This is a genomic window from Paenibacillus tianjinensis (assembly GCF_017086365.1).
In the GTDB taxonomy this organism is placed as follows: domain Bacteria; phylum Bacillota; class Bacilli; order Paenibacillales; family Paenibacillaceae; genus Paenibacillus_AQ; species Paenibacillus_AQ tianjinensis.
This window is the reverse complement of the sequence record NZ_CP070969.1, coordinates 4459448-4476694: the sequence shown is the minus strand read 5'-3', so window position 1 is coordinate 4476694 and position 17247 is coordinate 4459448. Positions and strand designations below refer to the sequence as shown.

Annotated in this window: 13 protein-coding genes and 1 pseudogene; 3 read left to right on the top strand and 11 right to left on the bottom strand. The window is 53.7% G+C overall.

The window, feature by feature from the left end:
- Positions 1 to 5: 5 nt before the first annotated feature.
- The 3 genes from JRJ22_RS20935 to JRJ22_RS20925 all read left to right on the top strand — a co-directional run bounded on the left by JRJ22_RS20935 (position 6) and on the right by JRJ22_RS20925 (position 4178).
- Positions 6 to 2435, top strand: coding sequence for a glycoside hydrolase family 31 protein (locus tag JRJ22_RS20935; protein WP_232380908.1), 2430 nt, complete (start codon positions 6 to 8; stop codon positions 2433 to 2435).
- Positions 2436 to 2789: 354 nt separating this feature from the next.
- Positions 2790 to 3188 carry an Rrf2 family transcriptional regulator gene (locus JRJ22_RS20930; RefSeq protein ID WP_206101332.1) on the top strand — a complete coding sequence of 133 codons (399 nt, stop codon included), beginning with the start codon at positions 2790 to 2792 and terminating at the stop codon, positions 3186 to 3188.
- 93 nt (positions 3189 to 3281) lie between these two features.
- Complete coding sequence (locus JRJ22_RS20925; RefSeq protein ID WP_206101331.1) at positions 3282 to 4178, top strand: class I SAM-dependent methyltransferase; 897 nt, start codon at positions 3282 to 3284, stop codon at positions 4176 to 4178.
- 65 nt (positions 4179 to 4243) lie between these two features.
- Here the strand turns inward: JRJ22_RS20925 and JRJ22_RS20920 are convergent, their stop codons facing one another.
- From JRJ22_RS20920 to JRJ22_RS20875, 11 genes and pseudogenes are all read right to left on the bottom strand, one after another.
- Entirely contained in the window at positions 4244 to 4777 is a 534-nt protein-coding gene (locus tag JRJ22_RS20920; RefSeq protein WP_206101330.1) for a cupin domain-containing protein, read from the bottom strand.
- 209 nt (positions 4778 to 4986) lie between these two features.
- Positions 4987 to 6615, bottom strand: coding sequence for an MDR family MFS transporter (locus tag JRJ22_RS20915; RefSeq protein ID WP_206105232.1), 1629 nt, complete (start codon positions 6613 to 6615; stop codon positions 4987 to 4989).
- 24 nt (positions 6616 to 6639) lie between these two features.
- Positions 6640 to 7068: a MarR family winged helix-turn-helix transcriptional regulator gene (locus JRJ22_RS20910; protein WP_232380907.1), complete on the bottom strand. Its 429-nt coding sequence runs from the start codon at positions 7066 to 7068 to the stop codon at positions 6640 to 6642.
- Positions 7069 to 7307: 239 nt separating this feature from the next.
- Positions 7308 to 9245 carry an NAD(+) synthase gene (locus tag JRJ22_RS20905; RefSeq protein WP_206101328.1) on the bottom strand — a complete coding sequence of 646 codons (1938 nt, stop codon included), beginning with the start codon at positions 9243 to 9245 and terminating at the stop codon, positions 7308 to 7310.
- Between the two features lie 372 nt (positions 9246 to 9617).
- Positions 9618 to 10460: a sugar phosphate isomerase/epimerase family protein gene (locus JRJ22_RS20900; protein WP_206101327.1), complete on the bottom strand. Its 843-nt coding sequence runs from the start codon at positions 10458 to 10460 to the stop codon at positions 9618 to 9620.
- A gap of 156 nt (positions 10461 to 10616) precedes the next feature.
- The gene (locus tag JRJ22_RS29330) at positions 10617 to 10892 is read right to left on the bottom strand and encodes an SGNH/GDSL hydrolase family protein (protein ID WP_232380906.1); all 276 of its coding nucleotides are present in this window, start codon (positions 10890 to 10892) and stop codon (positions 10617 to 10619) included.
- A gap of 71 nt (positions 10893 to 10963) precedes the next feature.
- Positions 10964 to 11314 (bottom strand): GDSL-type esterase/lipase family protein, encoded by a 351-nt coding sequence (locus JRJ22_RS29325; protein ID WP_232380905.1) that lies wholly within the window; start codon positions 11312 to 11314, stop codon positions 10964 to 10966.
- A gap of 16 nt (positions 11315 to 11330) precedes the next feature.
- Positions 11331 to 12731, bottom strand: coding sequence for a glucuronate isomerase (uxaC, locus tag JRJ22_RS20890; protein ID WP_206101326.1), 1401 nt, complete (start codon positions 12729 to 12731; stop codon positions 11331 to 11333).
- Between the two features lie 36 nt (positions 12732 to 12767).
- Positions 12768 to 14255, bottom strand: coding sequence for a UxaA family hydrolase (locus JRJ22_RS20885; protein WP_206101325.1), 1488 nt, complete (start codon positions 14253 to 14255; stop codon positions 12768 to 12770).
- Positions 14256 to 14585: 330 nt separating this feature from the next.
- A complete protein-coding gene (locus tag JRJ22_RS20880; protein ID WP_206101324.1) occupies positions 14586 to 16001 on the bottom strand; it encodes a tagaturonate reductase in 1416 nt (471 codons plus the stop codon).
- 129 nt (positions 16002 to 16130) lie between these two features.
- Positions 16131 to 17129 (bottom strand): annotated as a pseudogene (locus JRJ22_RS20875) (LacI family DNA-binding transcriptional regulator); the annotation flags it as partial.
- Between the last annotated feature and the right edge of the window lie 118 nt (positions 17130 to 17247).

Below are 17247 nucleotides of genomic sequence, written 5' to 3'. Positions count from 1 at the left end.
ACAGAATGAACAAAACTAATCATGCCATTCATGAGCAGCGGCCCCTGCCTGAACATATGAAGCTGCAGGTGCGGCCTTCCGCTAATACGGACGCAATCATCCAGGGAGACTGTTATCGCTTCACGGTCCTGACTTCGCAGCTAGTCCGCCTGGAATACAGCGCAGCGGGAATCTTTGAGGATCGGGCTACACAGACTGTGGTCAACCGGGAATTTACAGTCCCGGAATTCCGCATAATCGATCACGGGAACAAGCTTGAGATGATTACCCAGCACCTGCATTTGAGCTATGACAAGCAGCCTTTTTCACGCCACGGCCTTAGTGTGCGCGTCCGGAACGGTTCGGGTCACCTGATGAGTGTCTGGAATTATGGCGACACGCCGCTGGACCTCGGCGGTACGGCGCGGACGCTGGACAATGCGGACGGGGCGATTCCGCTGGAGCCCGGGCTGTTGTCCCGCAGCGGGTATACGCTAGTTGACGACAGCATCTCACTGCTGCTGGAGGAGGACGGTCAGGTCACGCCTCGTGCCGTGGAAGGGCAGGACTTGTATTTCTTCGGCTACGGCCATGATTATCTGGCCTGCCTGAAGGATTTCTATCAGCTGTGCGGGCCGACACCGCTCCTGCCGCGTTATGCGCTCGGCAACTGGTGGAGCCGCTATTATCGCTATACGGCGGATGAATACAAAGCGCTGATGGAGCGGTTTGAGCAGGAGCAGATTCCTTTCTCGGTCGCGGTGATCGATATGGACTGGCATATAGTCGATGTCGATCCGCAGTACGGTAGCGGCTGGACAGGTTATACCTGGAACCGCGAGCTGTTCCCGGACCCTGGACAATTCCTCTCCTGGCTGCACGAGCGGGGACTGCACGTAACCCTTAACGTTCATCCGGCGGATGGGGTTCGGGCCTTCGAAGACCCTTATCTGGCGATTGCCGCTGAGCTGGGCATGGACCCGGAGCGGGGCGATGCGGTGGAGTTTGATATTACCGATCCGAAATTTCTGCAGGCCTATTTCAAATATCTGCACCACCCGCTGGAGGAGGAAGGCGTAGACTTCTGGTGGATCGATTGGCAGCAGGGCGGAGTGACCCGCGTGCCGGGCCTCGATCCACTCTGGATGCTGAACCACTACCACTATCTGGATAGCGAACGGCGGGGGAGCAGGCCGTTAACCTTCTCCCGCTATGCCGGACTTGGCAGTCACCGTTACCCGGTAGGTTTCTCTGGCGATACGATTGTCACCTGGAAATCGCTCGATTTCCAGCCGTATTTTACGGCCAATGCCGCAAATGCAGGGTACGGCTGGTGGAGCCACGACATCGGCGGACATATGCAGGGATATCTGGATGATGAGCTGGTGATGCGCTGGGTACAGTTCGGCGTCTTCTCGCCGATCCTCCGTCTGCACAGCTCAGCCAGCCCGTTCAACAGCAAGGAACCGTGGCGGTTCAACCCGGTCGCAGAGTCCGTGATGAAGGCTTCGCTGACGCTGCGGCACCGGCTGATTCCGTACTTATATACTATGAACCGTTATGCCAGCCGGGACGGGCTTCCGCTGGTCCGGCCGATGTATTATCATCATGCCGAGCAGCCAGAGGCTTATGATGTGCCGAACCAGTACTACTTCGGCACGGAGCTGATCGCCTGTCCGGTCACCCGGCCGGCGGACCGCAGAACGGGTGTTGCCGAATTCAAAGCGTGGCTGCCGGAAGGCCGCTGGATTGATTTCTTCAGCGGAAGAGTATATGACGGCGGACGCAGCCTGGCGCTCTACAGGAATCTGGAGAGCATTCCGGTGCTGGCCAAGGCTGGAGCTATCATTCCTCTAGCCGACCTGACCGGGTATACCTCCTCGGTGGCGAATCCGCAGCAGCTGGAGGTTAGGGTATTCGCCGGCAGCGGCGGCAGCTTTCAGCTGTGGGAAGATGCGGAAGAGGCACCGGAAGACCGGGAAGAGAACTGGTGCTGCACGGAAATGACACTGAGCTGGGAAGAAGCAGCCCGCTTTACGATTGGCGCTGCCCGCGGGAACCTTGCGGCCGTGCCTTCGCGGCGGAGCTGGAAGCTCTGCTTCATGGGAATGGCCGATACGCAGGTGCGGGTGCTTGTTGGTGGCGAGGAAGCCGGGGCGGTAAGCGGGTATGACGATGCATCGCATACCCTAACGGTTGTGATAACGGAGGTGGCGACGGATACCGCCATTGAGGTTGATTTCGCCGGCGCAATGCTCGCCGAAAACCGGGTAGAAGCAGACGTATTCGCCCTGCTGAACCGGGCACAAATTGAGTTCCAGCTGAAGGAGCGGATCTTCGGTTTGGTTAAGTCGTCAGCATCGCCTGCGGCTGCGCTGGCTTCCCTGGCAGCGCTTAAGCTGGAACATTCGCTGTTTGGTGCGTTATGTGAAATTTTGACGGCTAGAATAGGGTGAGAAGGTCCACGGGGGAACTGCTGAAAACGGGGAACTACGGCTATGGCGGCAGAACCTTAATGCTCATGCAGATTTCTTAAAACCCTAATTGGAACAGACCTAGTTGGATTTTCTCCAGCTAATTTACACTCGAGATGATGTGAATAGACGCTAGTGGGATTTTCTCCATCTAAATTCCCAGATACGGGCTGAGTGCCGTGTTTTTAGGGGAATTAGATGGAGTATCTCCACCTGATTCGATGTTCTAGGGGAAAGAGGACCAATTAGTTGGAGCTTTTCCCGTTAAGTTTGAGCTTGCCTTTCATCTGAATAAAAGCTATTATAGACTAATAAAGTCTTTAATTGAGGTGGAAGATGAAGTACTCCAAAGCCACGAATTATGCGCTGCACACGATGCTTTTTCTGGTCGCCGCTTCTCCTGATAAGCCGGTAGGTGTTCAGCAGCTGGCCGAACGGCAGGATGTTTCGCCTACGTATCTGTCCAAGATTCTGACCAAGCTGGTGAAGGCTGGACTGATTCAGTCGGCCTCGGGGGCGAAAGGCGGTTATCTGCTCAAGCAGAAGAAGGATGAAATTTCTTTTCTCGATATTATTCACGCGATTGAAGGAACGGCCTCGCTGTTTGACTGCACACTTAACCATCCCAGCGAATGTCTGATCCAGCAGGTGATGGTCGAAGCCGAGAACCGGATGGAAGACTATTTGCGGAACAAAAAAATTGCCGAGCTTGCCGCACAAATAACGGTGGATTGATTATCGCCGTTATTTTTACGGCTTAATTATAGATATTATAAGTCTTTTAAATCTCCGTATTTACAGGAGTATATCTCGAAAGGAATGATACACATGAGTCAAGATTTATTTAACGTTCAGGTATGGGAGCAGGCATGGAAGGAGGATGCGAGAGCCCACGGCAATCTGATGAAACGGGCAGGCATTGATCCTACGCATTCTTTTGATCACAAGGCGGTGAGCTTTAATGCAGAGGTATTCAGTGAAGGCGGAAGACACAGAGCGGAGCGGATTATCGGCTGGCTTGAAGGGCAGGGAGTCGATTTTGACGGCTTGTCTGTACTGGATGTCGGCGCAGCTTCCGGCGGATTCAGTGTGCCGTTTGCCGAACGTGGAGCAGAAGTTACAGCTGTTGAACCGAATGCTCCTCTGGCTGACTTGCTGGAAGGGAACAAAGCGCGGGTCAGCCCGGGAAAAGCGGAAATCAGGCTCGTACGCGAAGCCTTCGAGAATATTGATATTGCAGCCAAGGGCTGGGAGCAGGCCTTCGATCTCGTTTTTGTCTCGATGTGTCCGGCGGTCTATGACTGGGAGAGTGTGAAGCGGGTGATCAGCTGTGCCAGACAGTACTGCTACATCAGCTTTGCGGCAGGGGCCAGGCAGCATAGTCTGCTGAATGAGGTGCTGCCGCTCCTGACCGGCAAGGAGACGAAGGTGGAATCCTCGGATATGGCTTATCTGCTTCATCTGCTCTATTTGAACGATTACGCTTATGAGTCGATTGTGACAAAAGAAATGAAAAGCACCGAGCTTACAGCAGACGGCGCTATTGAAGAGGTGCTGGAGATGCTGAAACATCACGGGCTGGCTTCCGGAGACAGTACCCGGCAAATCGTCACCGAATATGTGCACACCGCCTATCCGGAAGGGACAGTAGTAGTGCAGCAGGGCGGACGTTTCGGCAAGGTGCTGATCCGGCTGCAGGATCAGAATATGTACAGCAGACGTTAAGGCCGTCTGCTAAGGCAAGCGCTTTGCTGAAACCGGGCAAGCGCTTGTGCTGTATCTGCACGTAATCAGTCCGTTTCCCAGGCCTTCAGCAGCGGTCCCGCCTGACCGTAGATGGGATCGTTTTCCGGCAGCGGCACCATGGCAATTTCCGGCAGCGCAGCTGCGAGGTCGTCGGATGTAGCCCGGCGGGTGTTGTAATCGGCTCCGCCGGGATAAGCACCGGCCACACGGAAGTCCTGCGTTGCGGTTAGGCGTTTGTGCGCCGTTCCTGCAGGCAGCACTAGCACATCTCCGGCCGACACCTGAACGGTACGGCCGGAATCACCACCAAGCTGCAGGCTGGCGCTGCCGGACATCACCCCAAGCACCTCATGCGCATTGCTGTGATAATGGTGATAGCTGAACACACCGTTCACCCAGCTGTTCAGCCAGCCGTTGCTATTAAAGATCTGTTCTGCCTTTTCCGGTTTGTCCTGAAGTGCACCCATATACAGGACCGCTGGAAGCTTCGGATTGTTCGGCAGCAAGCCGTCAGCTTTGAGATGTAAAGTCTCTATGGAACGGTCCGCTCCCGGCTGTGAAGATACGAAGAATGTCATGCACCGCACCCTCCTTCATAATAATTCTGGGATTATTGAATCTGCTGCAGTTTGTCGGGAAGATGAATAGTTTTACCCGGATTGTTCCGGTTCTAACCATCATGTACCGGCATTTAGCAACTAAAAAGGACAATCCCGCAGTCACAATGACCGGGGATTGCCCTTTGTTAGAGATAAGATGGATGATGCTAGTAATGGATGCGTTATGCTTAAGCTTTTTTTACAGCCAGTTTGCTGGTATCTACGGCTTCTTCTGGTGCTTCACCTTCTGCCGATCCCTTGTTCGAGGAGCGCAGCGGAAGCTCCTTCAGGAAGAAGACGAGCACGAAGGCAGCACACAGGACAATGGTTCCGGTTAAGAAAACGGTGGACAAGGTCTGGCCCAGCGCGTCACGGATACTGTCAATCATCTGTGCGAAGAGCGGCTGGACATCAGCAGGAAGACTCGCTTGCGTCTGCTCCAGCAGCGGCTTGTTCATCAGCGCCTGCGGATTGGCAAAGGCTGTCAGCTGCTCAGCCATCTTGGGATCCAGTGTGCTGAAATCCGGTGCGGAAGGTGACGTCAATGCTTCTTTTAGGTGTCTGGTCAGATTATTCGACATAACTGTACCCATTACTGCGATACCAATCGTGCCGCCAAGGTTACGGAACAGCTGGGAAGAGGCTGTTACTGCGCCTAGCTCCGTATGGGACACAGCATTTTGTGTAGCCAGGGAGAATACAGGCATCCCGAGACCAAGGCCAAGACCGAATACAATCATACTGAGGACAGCCATCGGCACGTTGTTCATGAAGATCATGATCGCCATCCCGGCAACCATGATCGGTACACCGATCAGTGCGAAACGTTTATATTTGCCTTTCTTGGCAATCATCTGGCCGGTTAAGGCACTGGCTACTACCATAACGATCGACATCGGCATGGTGACATAACCTGCATAAGTTGCGGAAATCCCCAGCACGCCCTGCACGAAGAAGGAAAGGTAGATCATCGCCCCCATCATGCCGAAGTTCATCAGGAACCCGATCAGATTAGAGACGGTAACTACGCTGTTTTTGAACAAGTGCAGCGGCAGGATCGGATTCTTGGCTTTGGTCTGGGTGAAAATAAAGATGCCAGCCGACACGACGGTTGCGGCCAGCAGGCCGAGAATCTGCGAAGAACCCCACTCATATTCTGTACCCGCCCAGGAAAAGGCCAGCAGAAGCGGTACAATCGTAGTTGTCATAAACAGAGAACCCAGGTAATCGATACTGGTCGACTCTCCGCGTTTGGCTTTCGGGAACAGGGCAAGGATCATTGCGAACGCTACAAAACCAAGCGGCAGGAAGATCCAGAACAGCCAGTGCCAGTCGAGATGATCAATCAGGTACCCGCCGAGTGTCGGTCCAAGTACGCTTGAGAAACCGAAGACCGCTGTCATCAAGCCCATCCATTTGCCGCGTTCGCGCGGAGGGAACAGGTCGCCTACAGCTGTGAATGCGGTGGACTGGATAATCCCTGCGCCAATCCCTTGAATCCCGCGGTAAATAATGAATTGATACACATCATCAGAAGTTCCTGTCAGAAAGGCGCCAACCATAAATAGCAGAATCCCGGCCAGCAGGAACGGCTTGCGTCCGAACATATCGGAGAGCTTGCCGACCAGGACAGTGGCAATCGTCGAGGTAAGCAGATAAATATTGATAGTCCAGGTATAGTAATCCATACCGTCGAGAATAGCGATAATACGAGGCATCGCCGTGCTTGTAATCGTCTGGTTGATCGCGGCAAACAGCATAGCTGCCATAATGGCGATCATAATAGAAAGCTTGCGCTTGTCAGATAAATGTTCCATGGTTCTCTTCTTCACCGTCTCTTTTTAGTTTTTGTCAATTTCCTTAATCAATACAGCAAAAATTCTTCTTAAATGACCCATGTCTTCTTCGGACAGGATACTGAAATAGGAATGCATAACTTCCTTCTGCTTATCCTGCACCTCTTTGATGATGGATTTCCCTTCGGCTGTGAGTGTGATTTTTACCGCCCGGCGGTCCCCTTCGGCGCGCTCTTTCTGAATATAAGCTTCAGCGAGCAGCTGATCCGTAATGCCGGTAACTGCGGCAGGAGTCAAATCAAGGGCAGCGGCAAGCTGCGATACCATCATCGGTCCTTCCTTCGACAAGACATACAGCGCCTTGAACTGCGTCTGGCTTAAGCGAAAGCCTTGTTTGTTCCATTCCTGGGCAACCCCCTTCAAGAAAGTCTTGAATAGCAAGGAGATTTCAAAATAATCATCACGTTCTGTCAATTCTTCACCTCCATGGCTGCTTCCGGATAGATAAATCATTTATTAGATCAAAGTTTATATATTAACTGAAAAATAATTAAACCATAAATAATTAAGAACTTAATTATTAAAGCATGAAACAATATATCATCTGAGCAGATATACGTCAAGGACCTAACTAATTTTTTTACGCACAAAAAAGCTGTCCCGTGCATCAGCATTATCTGACGCAGGGAACAGCTTTATTCAAGAAATAATATTTACAGGTTCTCCACTTCACGCAGCCATAGAGCGGCGGAAGCATCGCTTGGCATACGCCAGTCACCGCGCGGCGAGAGGCTTACGGTTCCGACCTTCGGGCCGTCCGGCAGGCAGGAGCGTTTGAACTGCTGGGTAAAGAAGCGGGAGATGAATACCTTGAGCCAGGCCACCAGCTGTTCTTTAGGATAAGACTCCCCGAACGCATGCCGGGCGAGGTACAGCATTTTTGCCGGAGCAGCACCTGTCCGCAGCATATAGTAGAGGAAGAAATCATGCACAATGTACGGTCCCAGGATGTTCTCGGTCAGCTGGACAATTTCGCCGGTTGCCGACGGCGGCAGAAGCTCGGGGCTGATACCTGTTTCAATGATGCTGTACAGCAGCTTGTTTACCGTCTCGTCCGCTTCATGATCGGCATACCACGCGACAACGTACTGGATCAGCGTTTTGGGTATACCCGAGTTAACGCTATACATCGACATATGGTCACCGTTATAGGTACACCATCCGAGGGCGAGCTCTGACAGGTCGCCGGTACCGATCACGATGCCGCCGTTTTTGTTGGCCAGGTCCATCAGAATCTGCGTCCGTTCCCGCGCCTGCACATTCTCATACGTCAAGTCATGGACATCCTTGTCATGGCCGATGTCCTCGAAATGCTGAAGACAGGCGGCTTTGATATCAACGACCTTGAGCGAGGCTCCGAGGGCTTTGATCAGTCCTACGGCATTGTCGTAGGTCCGGTTCGTCGTTCCGAAGCCCGGCATGGTTACGGCAAGCACATCGCTGGCCGGGCGGCCGAGGCGCTCCATGGCACGTACAGCAACAAGCAGCGCGAGCGTAGAATCGAGTCCGCCGGAAATGCCGATGACGGCCTGCTTGGTGCCGATGTGGCGGATCCGCTTCATCAGGCCGGAGACCTGAATGGAGAGGATCTCCCGGCAGCGTTCGTCACGCTGCTGCGGATTGCCGGGTACGAAAGGATTAACACCTACGGGGCGGTTAAGCTTCCGCTCACTGTGCTGCGCTGCCGGATCGGCATACAGCACTTCGCGGTAATTGCGTCTGCCTTTGCCGGCACGGAACGTACCCATTACGGAACGGGAATACTGCAGCCGCGGCACATCGATATCAGCGGTGATCATCCGGCTCTCATGGGTGAACCGCTCCGATTCGGCCAGTGTTTGTCCGTTCTCGGCGATCAGCGAGTGTCCGCCGAAGACGACATCGGTTGTCGATTCGCCGGTATTGCTGCCGGCATAGACATACGCCGCCACGCAGGAGGCGGACTGGCTGGATACCAGCTGACGCCGGTAATCCGCTTTGCCGACCAGCTCATTGCTGGCGGAAGGGTTGAACAGCAGCACCGCACCTGCCTGGGCCAGCAGGCTGCTTGGTGGAACAGGCACCCACAGATCCTCGCAGATTTCTACGCCAAAGGACAGATTGCCGTCCGCTTCGTTCGCGAAGATCAGGTCGTTGCCGATCGGCACCGTATGATTTCCCAGGCGCAGCTCTGTAAGCTCCAGCTCCTCGGCTCCGGCGAACCAGCGGGGTTCATAGAACTCGCTGTAGCCAGGAAGGCAGGTCTTAGGCACAATGCCCAGAATAGCTCCCTGCTGAATGACAGCAGCGCAGTTAAACAGCCGGCCCCGGACAGCGATGGGAAGCCCGGCAATGACGACCAGGCTGGAGCCTGCAGTTGCGGTAGTGATCTCATACAGCGCCTGCAGGGCCGAATCCAGCAGCTTGGGCTGCAGAAACAGATCTGCACACGTATATCCTGTGATACATAGCTCCGGCAGTACCAGGTATTCCACCTGCTGCCCGTCCGCCTGCTTAATAACTTCAATAATTTGTGCTGCATTAAACTCGCAGTCGGCCACCCGCAATTCAGGGGAAGCGGCAGCGACACGAGCGAATCCGAAATTATGCATGGTTTCACCTATCCTTTGTATAATGACACTTGTAATAATTGTACCCATGATCTCGACTCACTAACATATGTAAGGGGAAAGCAGACGAATCAGCAGTGAACTGCTTAGTTTATTGGCCAGTCATTTCTATACATGAAATCAAATCCCGTCCTCCTCAAAATAATCTGAAAGGGTATGCAGCCATAGTATGCTTACCGGCATTATTACTATTTTACATGAAAATCTTGAGGAACACATCGGTAGCAGGCCTTTCATTAAGGAATAGGCCAGGACGAGGTGGAAATAGCACTGCGAAAGTAGGTCAGCGCGAATAAGCACCTGCGCTTTCGCAGGTGCTTGGATTCTTTGATCAGGTGCGTAAACAGTCGCTCGCTATACTTCGTTATACAGCCGGTGCAGAAAATCCACGCTTTCCTGTATATACGGCTCCGTAGTGCTCTCCAGAAGTCCCTGAATATGCGGCCTTTTGTATTTCATATAATGAAGAATAGGTGCAAATTGCAGCTGACCCTGGCCCACGGGAACGATAACAATCCGGCCGTCTTCAACGGTGAAATCCTTCAGGTGGATGACAGCAATCCGGTCGCCCAGCAGTTCCAGCGCCTCTGCAATAACGGACTCTTGCTGCAAATAATTGTCCGGCGACATCAGATTCGCACAATCAAGGATAATCTGCAGATTATTGGAAGGTACGAGCTCCAGCAGTCTTTTGGTCAGCTGTGCGGTATGCAGGGGATGATTCTGTCCCGCTTCAATGCCTACCGTTACCCCGAAACGTTCCGCTTCGGCCACCATCGCCCTTACCGAAGTGACCACCTCCTGAAAGGCATTTTCGGTAAAATTGTCCGGAGTATAGCCCTTGCCTACGCTGCCTGTTTCCGTCCCGACCAGACTGGCTCCGAAATCGCGCGCCAAGCGCAGATGGGTGCAGAAATCATCAAGCGCCTGGGCCCGCTTGGCTGGATCCGTGTCGACGATGTTGACATAGCAGCCGAGCACAGCGACCCTTATACCGGCCTGACGGAAGCTTTCGCCGAAATAAGCAGCCGTACCGGGACTGAGCGAGGAGAGAGAAGGGACACTTTCCGGGAAGGATTTATGGACCGAAAACTGAATATGGCTGAACCGGTAGTGCTTCAGCTTTCCGATCAGCTCCGGCAAGTAATGCCGGGGAAAGTCATGGGCGCGGATGCCGAGATGCAGCGGAACGGTCATGATATGGAGTCCCCCTTTAAGTGATGCAAATTAGTTGACATGCGATTGTCCGGCACGGATGCGGTACATCGTTACCATTTGAATTCCTGTTCCATAGTATTTCAGTTCATGGTATTTCAGTTCATTGTGTGAATGTAATCACAGGCTCAATCTATACTATGTATTTGCATTCAAATGTAGAAACGGATGCAACCCGGATAAGGCTGAGGATTCTCTGATGGCCACGGCTACAAGCTCAGCAATCCGTTTGGCCCCTTCGGTACTGAAGTGCGTATCATCTGTGATGCCGTCCCGGTAATTAGGATGCTGTACGGGCGGCAGATGCATGAATAAATGCTGCGAGCCCTCGAAGCCGAGTGTCCGGTACAGCTGCTGGGAGGCAGCGAAAATATCGAGGAGCGGGGTTTCGGTGAGCTCCGCCACAGCACGCATGGCCGCAGGATAGACTCCGACTGCCAGCGGATCGGGCTGACCCTCCGCAGTGAAGCGGTGGCTGACTGAGGTCAGCAGGACAGGATGTCCGCCCTGCTGCGGGCAGATTCGATATACTGCTGCAGATTCTGCTTGTACCCTGTATCAGGGTCAGTGTACCGGAAAGGGTCCTCCTGCTTCTCGTCATTATGTCCGAACTGGATCAGCAGGTAGTCTCCCGGCCGGAAGTCCTTCTCGATGTCGGCCAGGCGACCTTCTGCCAGAAACGACTTGGTGCTCCGCCCGTTGATGGCGCGGTTGTCGATGATAATGTCCGGGCTGAAATGCTTCTGGAGATATTCACCCCACCTTGCCATCGGTTTTGCCTCCGCACCCTTTAAAGCGGCTGTAGAATCCCCGGCAATATATAGTGTCGGCAGCATGCTTGCTCCCCTTTATTTATTCCGCAGACGGAAATCCGAAATAACCGGCGGCATTATTATAGGAGATATCCCGGACCAGTTGTCCCAGCAGGTCCATGTCGTCAGGTGCTTCTCCGCGTTCAGCAAGCTCTCCGATCAGGCCGCATAGCACCCGGCGGAAATATTCGTGGCGGGTGTAAGAGAGGAAGCTGCGGGAATCGGTCAGCATGCCGACGAAGTTGCCCAGCAGGCTGTTGTCGGCAAGAAGGGTAAGCTGCTGCCGCATACCGCTGAGGGTATCGTTATACCACCAGCCGGAGCCGAGCTGCATTTTGCCTGCAGTATCCTTCTGGTAACAGCCCATCAAAGCCAGCAGGGCTGGATAATCCCCCGGATTGAGCGAGTAGAGGATCGTCTTCGGCAACCCTGATCCGCATTCGGCCCGGTCTAACAGCTTGGAAAGGCTTTCGGTAATGGACAGGTCATTAATGCCGTCGTAACCGGTATCCGGCCCCAGCTTGTGGAACATCGGCGTATTATTGTTACGGTACGCGTGGATGTGCAGCTGCATGGTCCAGCCTTTATCGAGATAAAAGCCGATGAGCGCAGTAAGCAGCTCCGTGCGGTATAGTGTAATTTCCTCTTGAGACAGCTCAGCGCCCTCCAGTCTTTTGGCGAAAATGGCCTGGGCTTCAGCGGCTGATCCGGCCCGGTAACGCAGCACGTCCAGCGCATGGTCGGACAGGCGGCAGCCGTGGTAATGGAAGAATTCAACCCGTGCGCGCAGCGTGTCAAGCAGTTCGGCATACGTGGTCACTGGCGTTCCGGCAGCCTCTTCCAGTGCCTTAAGCCAAGCGGGGAACCCGGGATCGTCAATGTTCAGCGCCTTGTCAGGACGGAAGGTCGGGAATACGCTGAAATCCTTCTCTGCTTCCTTCAGCAGCTTATGATAAACTAGCGAATCCGCCGGATCATCGGTGGTGCAAATGGTCTTGACACGGGAGCTGCGGATCAGCCCCCGCCTTGTGAATTCCGGTTCAGCGAGTTTGCGGTTCACTTGCTCCCAGATGGCCGGGGCAGAATCCTCATTCAGCAGCTCTGATACACCGAAGAAGCGGCGCAGCTCCAGATGGGTCCAGCTGTAGAGCGGGTTACCGACAGCTTTGGGAAGCGTCTTGGCCCAGGCCAGGAACTTGTCGTAATCCGATGCGTCCCCCGTAATATGGGATTCCGGAACTCCGTTAGCGCGCATCAGCCGCCATTTGTAGTGATCGCCGTAGAGCCAGGCGGCAGTCAGGTTATTAAACGGCTGATCCTCATAAATTTCCCGCGGGTCGAGGTGGCAGTGGTAGTCGATGATCGGCATTGCTTTGGCGTAATGATGAAAGAGCTGCCGTGCAGGTTCGGTGGTTAATAAAAAATCGTCGTTTAAAAACATGAGGACGCTCCCTTTACATGGATTTAGGATAAGAGATTATAGCGTTACTCCGGTTTTGAAAATGGCCAGCTCGCGCACTTCGTTCTGCTCATTGCGTGTCTTTTGGCCGCTGGCAACGGCAATAATGTAGTTGATAAATTCTTCGAGCACCTCGGCCATCGGCACTTCCAGCAGCGGTCCGGCGTTGAAGTCCATCCAGTGGCCTTTTTTGGCGAATAGCTCATTGTTGGTAGCTACCTTAACTGTAGGCACGAAGCTGCCGAACGGGGTGCCCCGGCCGGTGGTGAACAGCACCAGCTGGCAGTCGGAGGCGGCCAGCGCAGAAGCGGCTACAAGGTCGTTGCCGGGCGCCTGCAGCAGGCTGAGGCCCTTTTTACGCAGCTTCACACCGTACTGCAGCACATCGACAACCGGAGAGGTTCCGGCCTTTTGGGTACAGCCGAGTGATTTGTCCTCCAGGGTGCTAATTCCCCCGGCTTTGTTGCCCGGCGAAGGATTCTCGTACACCGGTTCACCGTAGGAGAGGAAGTACTGCTTGAAATTATTGATCAGGGAGACGATATCTTCATAGACCTCGCGGCTCTCTGCGCGGGCCATCAGCATTTTCTCGGCACCGAACATTTCTGGCACTTCCGTCAATACCGAGGTGCCGCCCTGGGAGATGATGAAATCGGAGAAGGCACCCAGCAGCGGGTTAGCGGTAATGCCGGAGAAGCCGTCAGAGCCGCCGCATTTCAGGCCGATGTTCAGCTCGCTGAGCGGAACCGGCTCGCGGGCATCCTCCTTTGCGGCTTCATACAGCTCCTCCAGCAGGACAAGTCCTGCCTCAACCTCATCGCCCACCTCCTGGGCTACGAGGAATTTGACCCGTGATTCGTCGTAATCGCCCAGCATGCTGCGGAACTCTGCGACGATATTGTTCTCACAGCCGAGGCCGAACACGAGCACACCTCCGGCATTGGGATGATTCACGGCATCCAGCAGGATACTGCGGGTCATGCGGTGATCATCTCCCAGCTGGGAGCAGCCGTAAGGATGCTTAAGCACAGTGAAATTGTCGAAGCCGCCAAGATCCGGATGCGCGGCCTTGAACTCCGTCAGCATTTGTTCGGCAATGCCGTTCACACAGCCGACTGTAGGGATAATGAACAGGTCATTGCGGATGCCGACCTTGCCGTTAGCACGCCGGTAGCCTTGAAAGGTCAACTCCCGCTTCGGATAGGTGACCGGATAGAGCTCGGGCTTGTAGTCATATTCCTCTTCTCCGGCCAGGTTGGTTTTGATGTTATGCGTGTGGACCCAGTCGCCCGCTGCAATAGGTGCAGTCGCGTACCCGATGGGGTAGCCGTATTTGGTGATTACTTCATCCGGTGCGAAGGCGGTTAGTGCTATTTTGTGGCCCTGAGGGATATCCTGGCTAGCCTGCAGCGTCAGCCCTTCGAATTCAAGCTGTTCACCGGCAGGGATTGGGCGTAGCGCTACAGCCACTGTATCCCGGGGGTTCATTTTCATTAATCGTTTCATGCTGTCTATCCCTCCTAAAAAAGTGGTTATGATATCAAGGCAGTGTACCCGCCTTATTATGATTCTTACGGACTGCGGAGCCCTTATTTGGCCTGATAGTCTACATTCCATCGGCTAACGGACCGTACTGCACTTATCTCTTCATTTGTTGCCGGAAGGTAGAGAGATGACCGTCAATAAGGGCGCTGGAGTCCGTTAGACTGTCAATAAATGAAATTCAGGTGAAATAAGAGCTGCTCTGTCCGTTAGGTAGAGCTATAGTCTTTGGTTCAACAGATCCTGCTGTTAGTGAGGTATCAAAAGTACCGCCATTTGTCCGGAAACGGTGTTCTATTGGTTCACAACCTGCTGCAGCGCAGCACGGCTGTCTGTGCTTTCCAGCTTCTGCAGGTTGGCGGAGATGGCGTCCGAAAGGCCTGGCACCAGCGTCAGATCCTGGCCCCACAGGCTGTCATTCTTCAGGATGCTCTGCACGAAGCTGCCCGGATGGCTCCAGGCCAGATCGAATACTTCCAGCACTTCGGCTCCGTCCTGACGTGCCACGCGGTCTCCCCGGTAGCTGAGGAGCAGGGCGGCAAAGGCGAGCGTCATCAGTTCAGGTAATCTGCCGCGCTCCTGCTGGTAGCGGAGGAGAAGCGGAAGCAGCCGTGATTTGAATTTGGAGATGCTGTTCAGGGAAATGGACGCTAGCTCATGACGGACGAACGGGTTCTTAAAACGCTCCAATACGGCAGCAGAGTATGAGGTGAGCTCATCGGCAGGCAGATCCAGCATCGGAATCAGCTCCTCGTTCATCAGATCCTTCACAAACCGTAAGAAGGTCTCGTCATTCATCACATCTTCAACAGTTTCCAGGCCGGCCATCATACCGAGCGGAACCATTGCGGTATGCGGCCCGTTCAGCAGATGCACCTTACGTTCGCGGTAAGGCGTCATATCGTCTGTTATAACTACGTTAAGACCGGCTTCCGTCAGCGGCAGCTTCTCGGCCAGCCAAGAGGGGCCTTCAATCACCCAGAACAGGAAAGGCTCGGCGGTGACCATCATTTTGTCCAGATATCCAAGCTCTGCTTCCAGCTGCGCAGCCTTGTCGCGCGGATAGCCCGGTACGATCCGGTCCACCAGGCTGCAGCAGAAGGTATTCTCTTCAACTAACCATTTATCGAAGGCCTCTCCAAGCTGCCACTCTACAGCGTACTGCTGCACAATCTCCCGCAGCTTCTCACCGTTGCGGTCAATCAGCTCGCAGGGGATAATGACAAAGCCCTTTTTGCCCAGCTCAAAACGTTTATAGAGCAGTGCCGTCAGTTTGGCCGGGAAGCTCTTCGGCGGAGCATCATTCAGCCCATCTCCCGCGTGATAGGCAATGCCGGCTTCGGTAGTGTTGGAGGTGATGAATTCCAGATTGTCGTCCTCAGCTAATGCCAGATAGGCAGCGTAGTCCTCGATAGGACTGATGACCCGGCTGACGCTTGCAATGATCTCCCGGGAATTCACGGTCTGCTGCTGCATAATTCCGTTTAGCAGCACGGTATACAGATTGTCCTGTTCAGCCATCAGTGCCCCAAGCCCCTGGCCGATCGGCTGTACCAGCACTGCACTGCCGTTAAACAATCCCTGGTTGTTCATCTGCTGCAGCTGCCAGTCTACGAAGGCACGCATGAAGTTGCCTTCACCGAATTGAATCATCCGTTCAGGATACACGGGCAAGCCGGGCTGGGTGCTTCTGGATAGGCGTTTTGTCATGGGTTTCTCAATCTCCTTTAAGATACATAATAAATGCACACGTGAACATTTTTATCAGGAAGAAGCGGATTATCCCTCTGCTTGGGAAGGGCATCCGGTTCTGCAAGAAACAAAGATAATAAGAGCTGCTTAACACCCTGCAACAGTATCACGCACGACGAGTGAGGTCTTAACGAATAATTGCTGCGGTTTCGTCTCCGGCTGCTGCAGCAGCTGGATCAGCATCTTCGTGCCTAGTTCACTGATATCGGCAATCGGTTTGCGGACGGTTGTCAGCGCGGGATTCGTATACCGGGCGAACATAATATCGTCGAATCCGAGCAGGGAAATCTGCTGCGGGATGCTGATCTTGTGGGCGTAGCAGGCATTCATGGCACCGATGGCCATATCATCATTGGAACAGAATACGGCAGTAGGCCGCTCAGAAAGGCTGAGCAGTGCAGTCATTGCGGCATAACCGCTCTCAATACTGTAATCCCCCGCTGCAAAATAATCGGAATTCAGCTGCAGGCGGTGGTCAATCAGACTGTCCATAAAGCCTTGCTTGCGTTCGGTCGAAGATTTGAATCCGGGTTTTCCCTCAATAATAGCCAGCCGCTGATGTCCTTGCGAGACCGCATAGTCGATAGCTTCCTTGACGCCCTCGCGGTCGTTTGCCACCACGTTCATAATACCAGGGTCTTCCAGCTGGCGGTTCAGCACGACCAGGGGAATCCCCACCGTCTTGACATGGTAAATAAAAGCATTATCCTCATCGCTCTGGCTCATGACGAGAATGCCGTCAAAACGCTGCGGCCGAATATTTCCAAGGTTGTGGACGCCGTCGATTCCGTGAACGGTCAGGTTGAAGTTCTCATCCAGCACATGGCTGATTCCTTTGATCGCATCCACAAGAAAGCTTGAAGAGGTTCCCTGATCAATGCTGGAGAAGAAGAGCCCGATGGTAAAGGAGCGTTTGGTAACCAGGCTCTTGGCGCTGTAATTCGGCACATAATTCATTTCCGCGGCGATTTTCTCAATCTTGTCGCGGGTGGCCTTCTTGATCAGCGGGCTGCCGTTAAGCGCTCTGGACACAGTGGTATGGGAGACGCCGGCAACACGGGCAATGTCTTTGATGGTAATCATAAGTTCTCCCCGGCAATAGAATTGTTAACGATTTCAGTGTAGTCCTCAAGCCCCTTCAAGTCAAGATGATTATGAAATGCACACGTTAAAATTTTTGTTGACCGGTCGGACCTGACGATAA

What these genes read in the sequence shown, in the direction of transcription:
- JRJ22_RS20885 (WP_206101325.1), bottom strand. Translation starts at nt 14,255, where the DNA reads ATGAAACGATTAATGAAAATGAACCCCCGGGATACAGTGGCTGTAGCG.
- JRJ22_RS29330 (WP_232380906.1), bottom strand. Translation starts at nt 10,892, where the DNA reads ATGCGTGCTGTGGCGGAGCTCACCGAAACCCCGCTCCTCGATATTTTC.
- JRJ22_RS20915 (WP_206105232.1), bottom strand. Translation starts at nt 6,615, where the DNA reads ATGGAACATTTATCTGACAAGCGCAAGCTTTCTATTATGATCGCCATT.
- JRJ22_RS20880 (WP_206101324.1), bottom strand. Translation starts at nt 16,001, where the DNA reads ATGACAAAACGCCTATCCAGAAGCACCCAGCCCGGCTTGCCCGTGTAT.
- JRJ22_RS20905 (WP_206101328.1), bottom strand. Translation starts at nt 9,245, where the DNA reads ATGCATAATTTCGGATTCGCTCGTGTCGCTGCCGCTTCCCCTGAATTG.
- JRJ22_RS20930 (WP_206101332.1), top strand. Translation starts at nt 2,790, where the DNA reads ATGAAGTACTCCAAAGCCACGAATTATGCGCTGCACACGATGCTTTTT.
- JRJ22_RS20900 (WP_206101327.1), bottom strand. Translation starts at nt 10,460, where the DNA reads ATGACCGTTCCGCTGCATCTCGGCATCCGCGCCCATGACTTTCCCCGG.
- JRJ22_RS29325 (WP_232380905.1), bottom strand. Translation starts at nt 11,314, where the DNA reads ATGCTGCCGACACTATATATTGCCGGGGATTCTACAGCCGCTTTAAAG.
- uxaC (WP_206101326.1), bottom strand. Translation starts at nt 12,731, where the DNA reads ATGTTTTTAAACGACGATTTTTTATTAACCACCGAACCTGCACGGCAG.
- JRJ22_RS20920 (WP_206101330.1), bottom strand. Translation starts at nt 4,777, where the DNA reads ATGACATTCTTCGTATCTTCACAGCCGGGAGCGGACCGTTCCATAGAG.
- JRJ22_RS20925 (WP_206101331.1), top strand. Translation starts at nt 3,282, where the DNA reads ATGAGTCAAGATTTATTTAACGTTCAGGTATGGGAGCAGGCATGGAAG.
- JRJ22_RS20935 (WP_232380908.1), top strand. Translation starts at nt 6, where the DNA reads ATGAACAAAACTAATCATGCCATTCATGAGCAGCGGCCCCTGCCTGAA.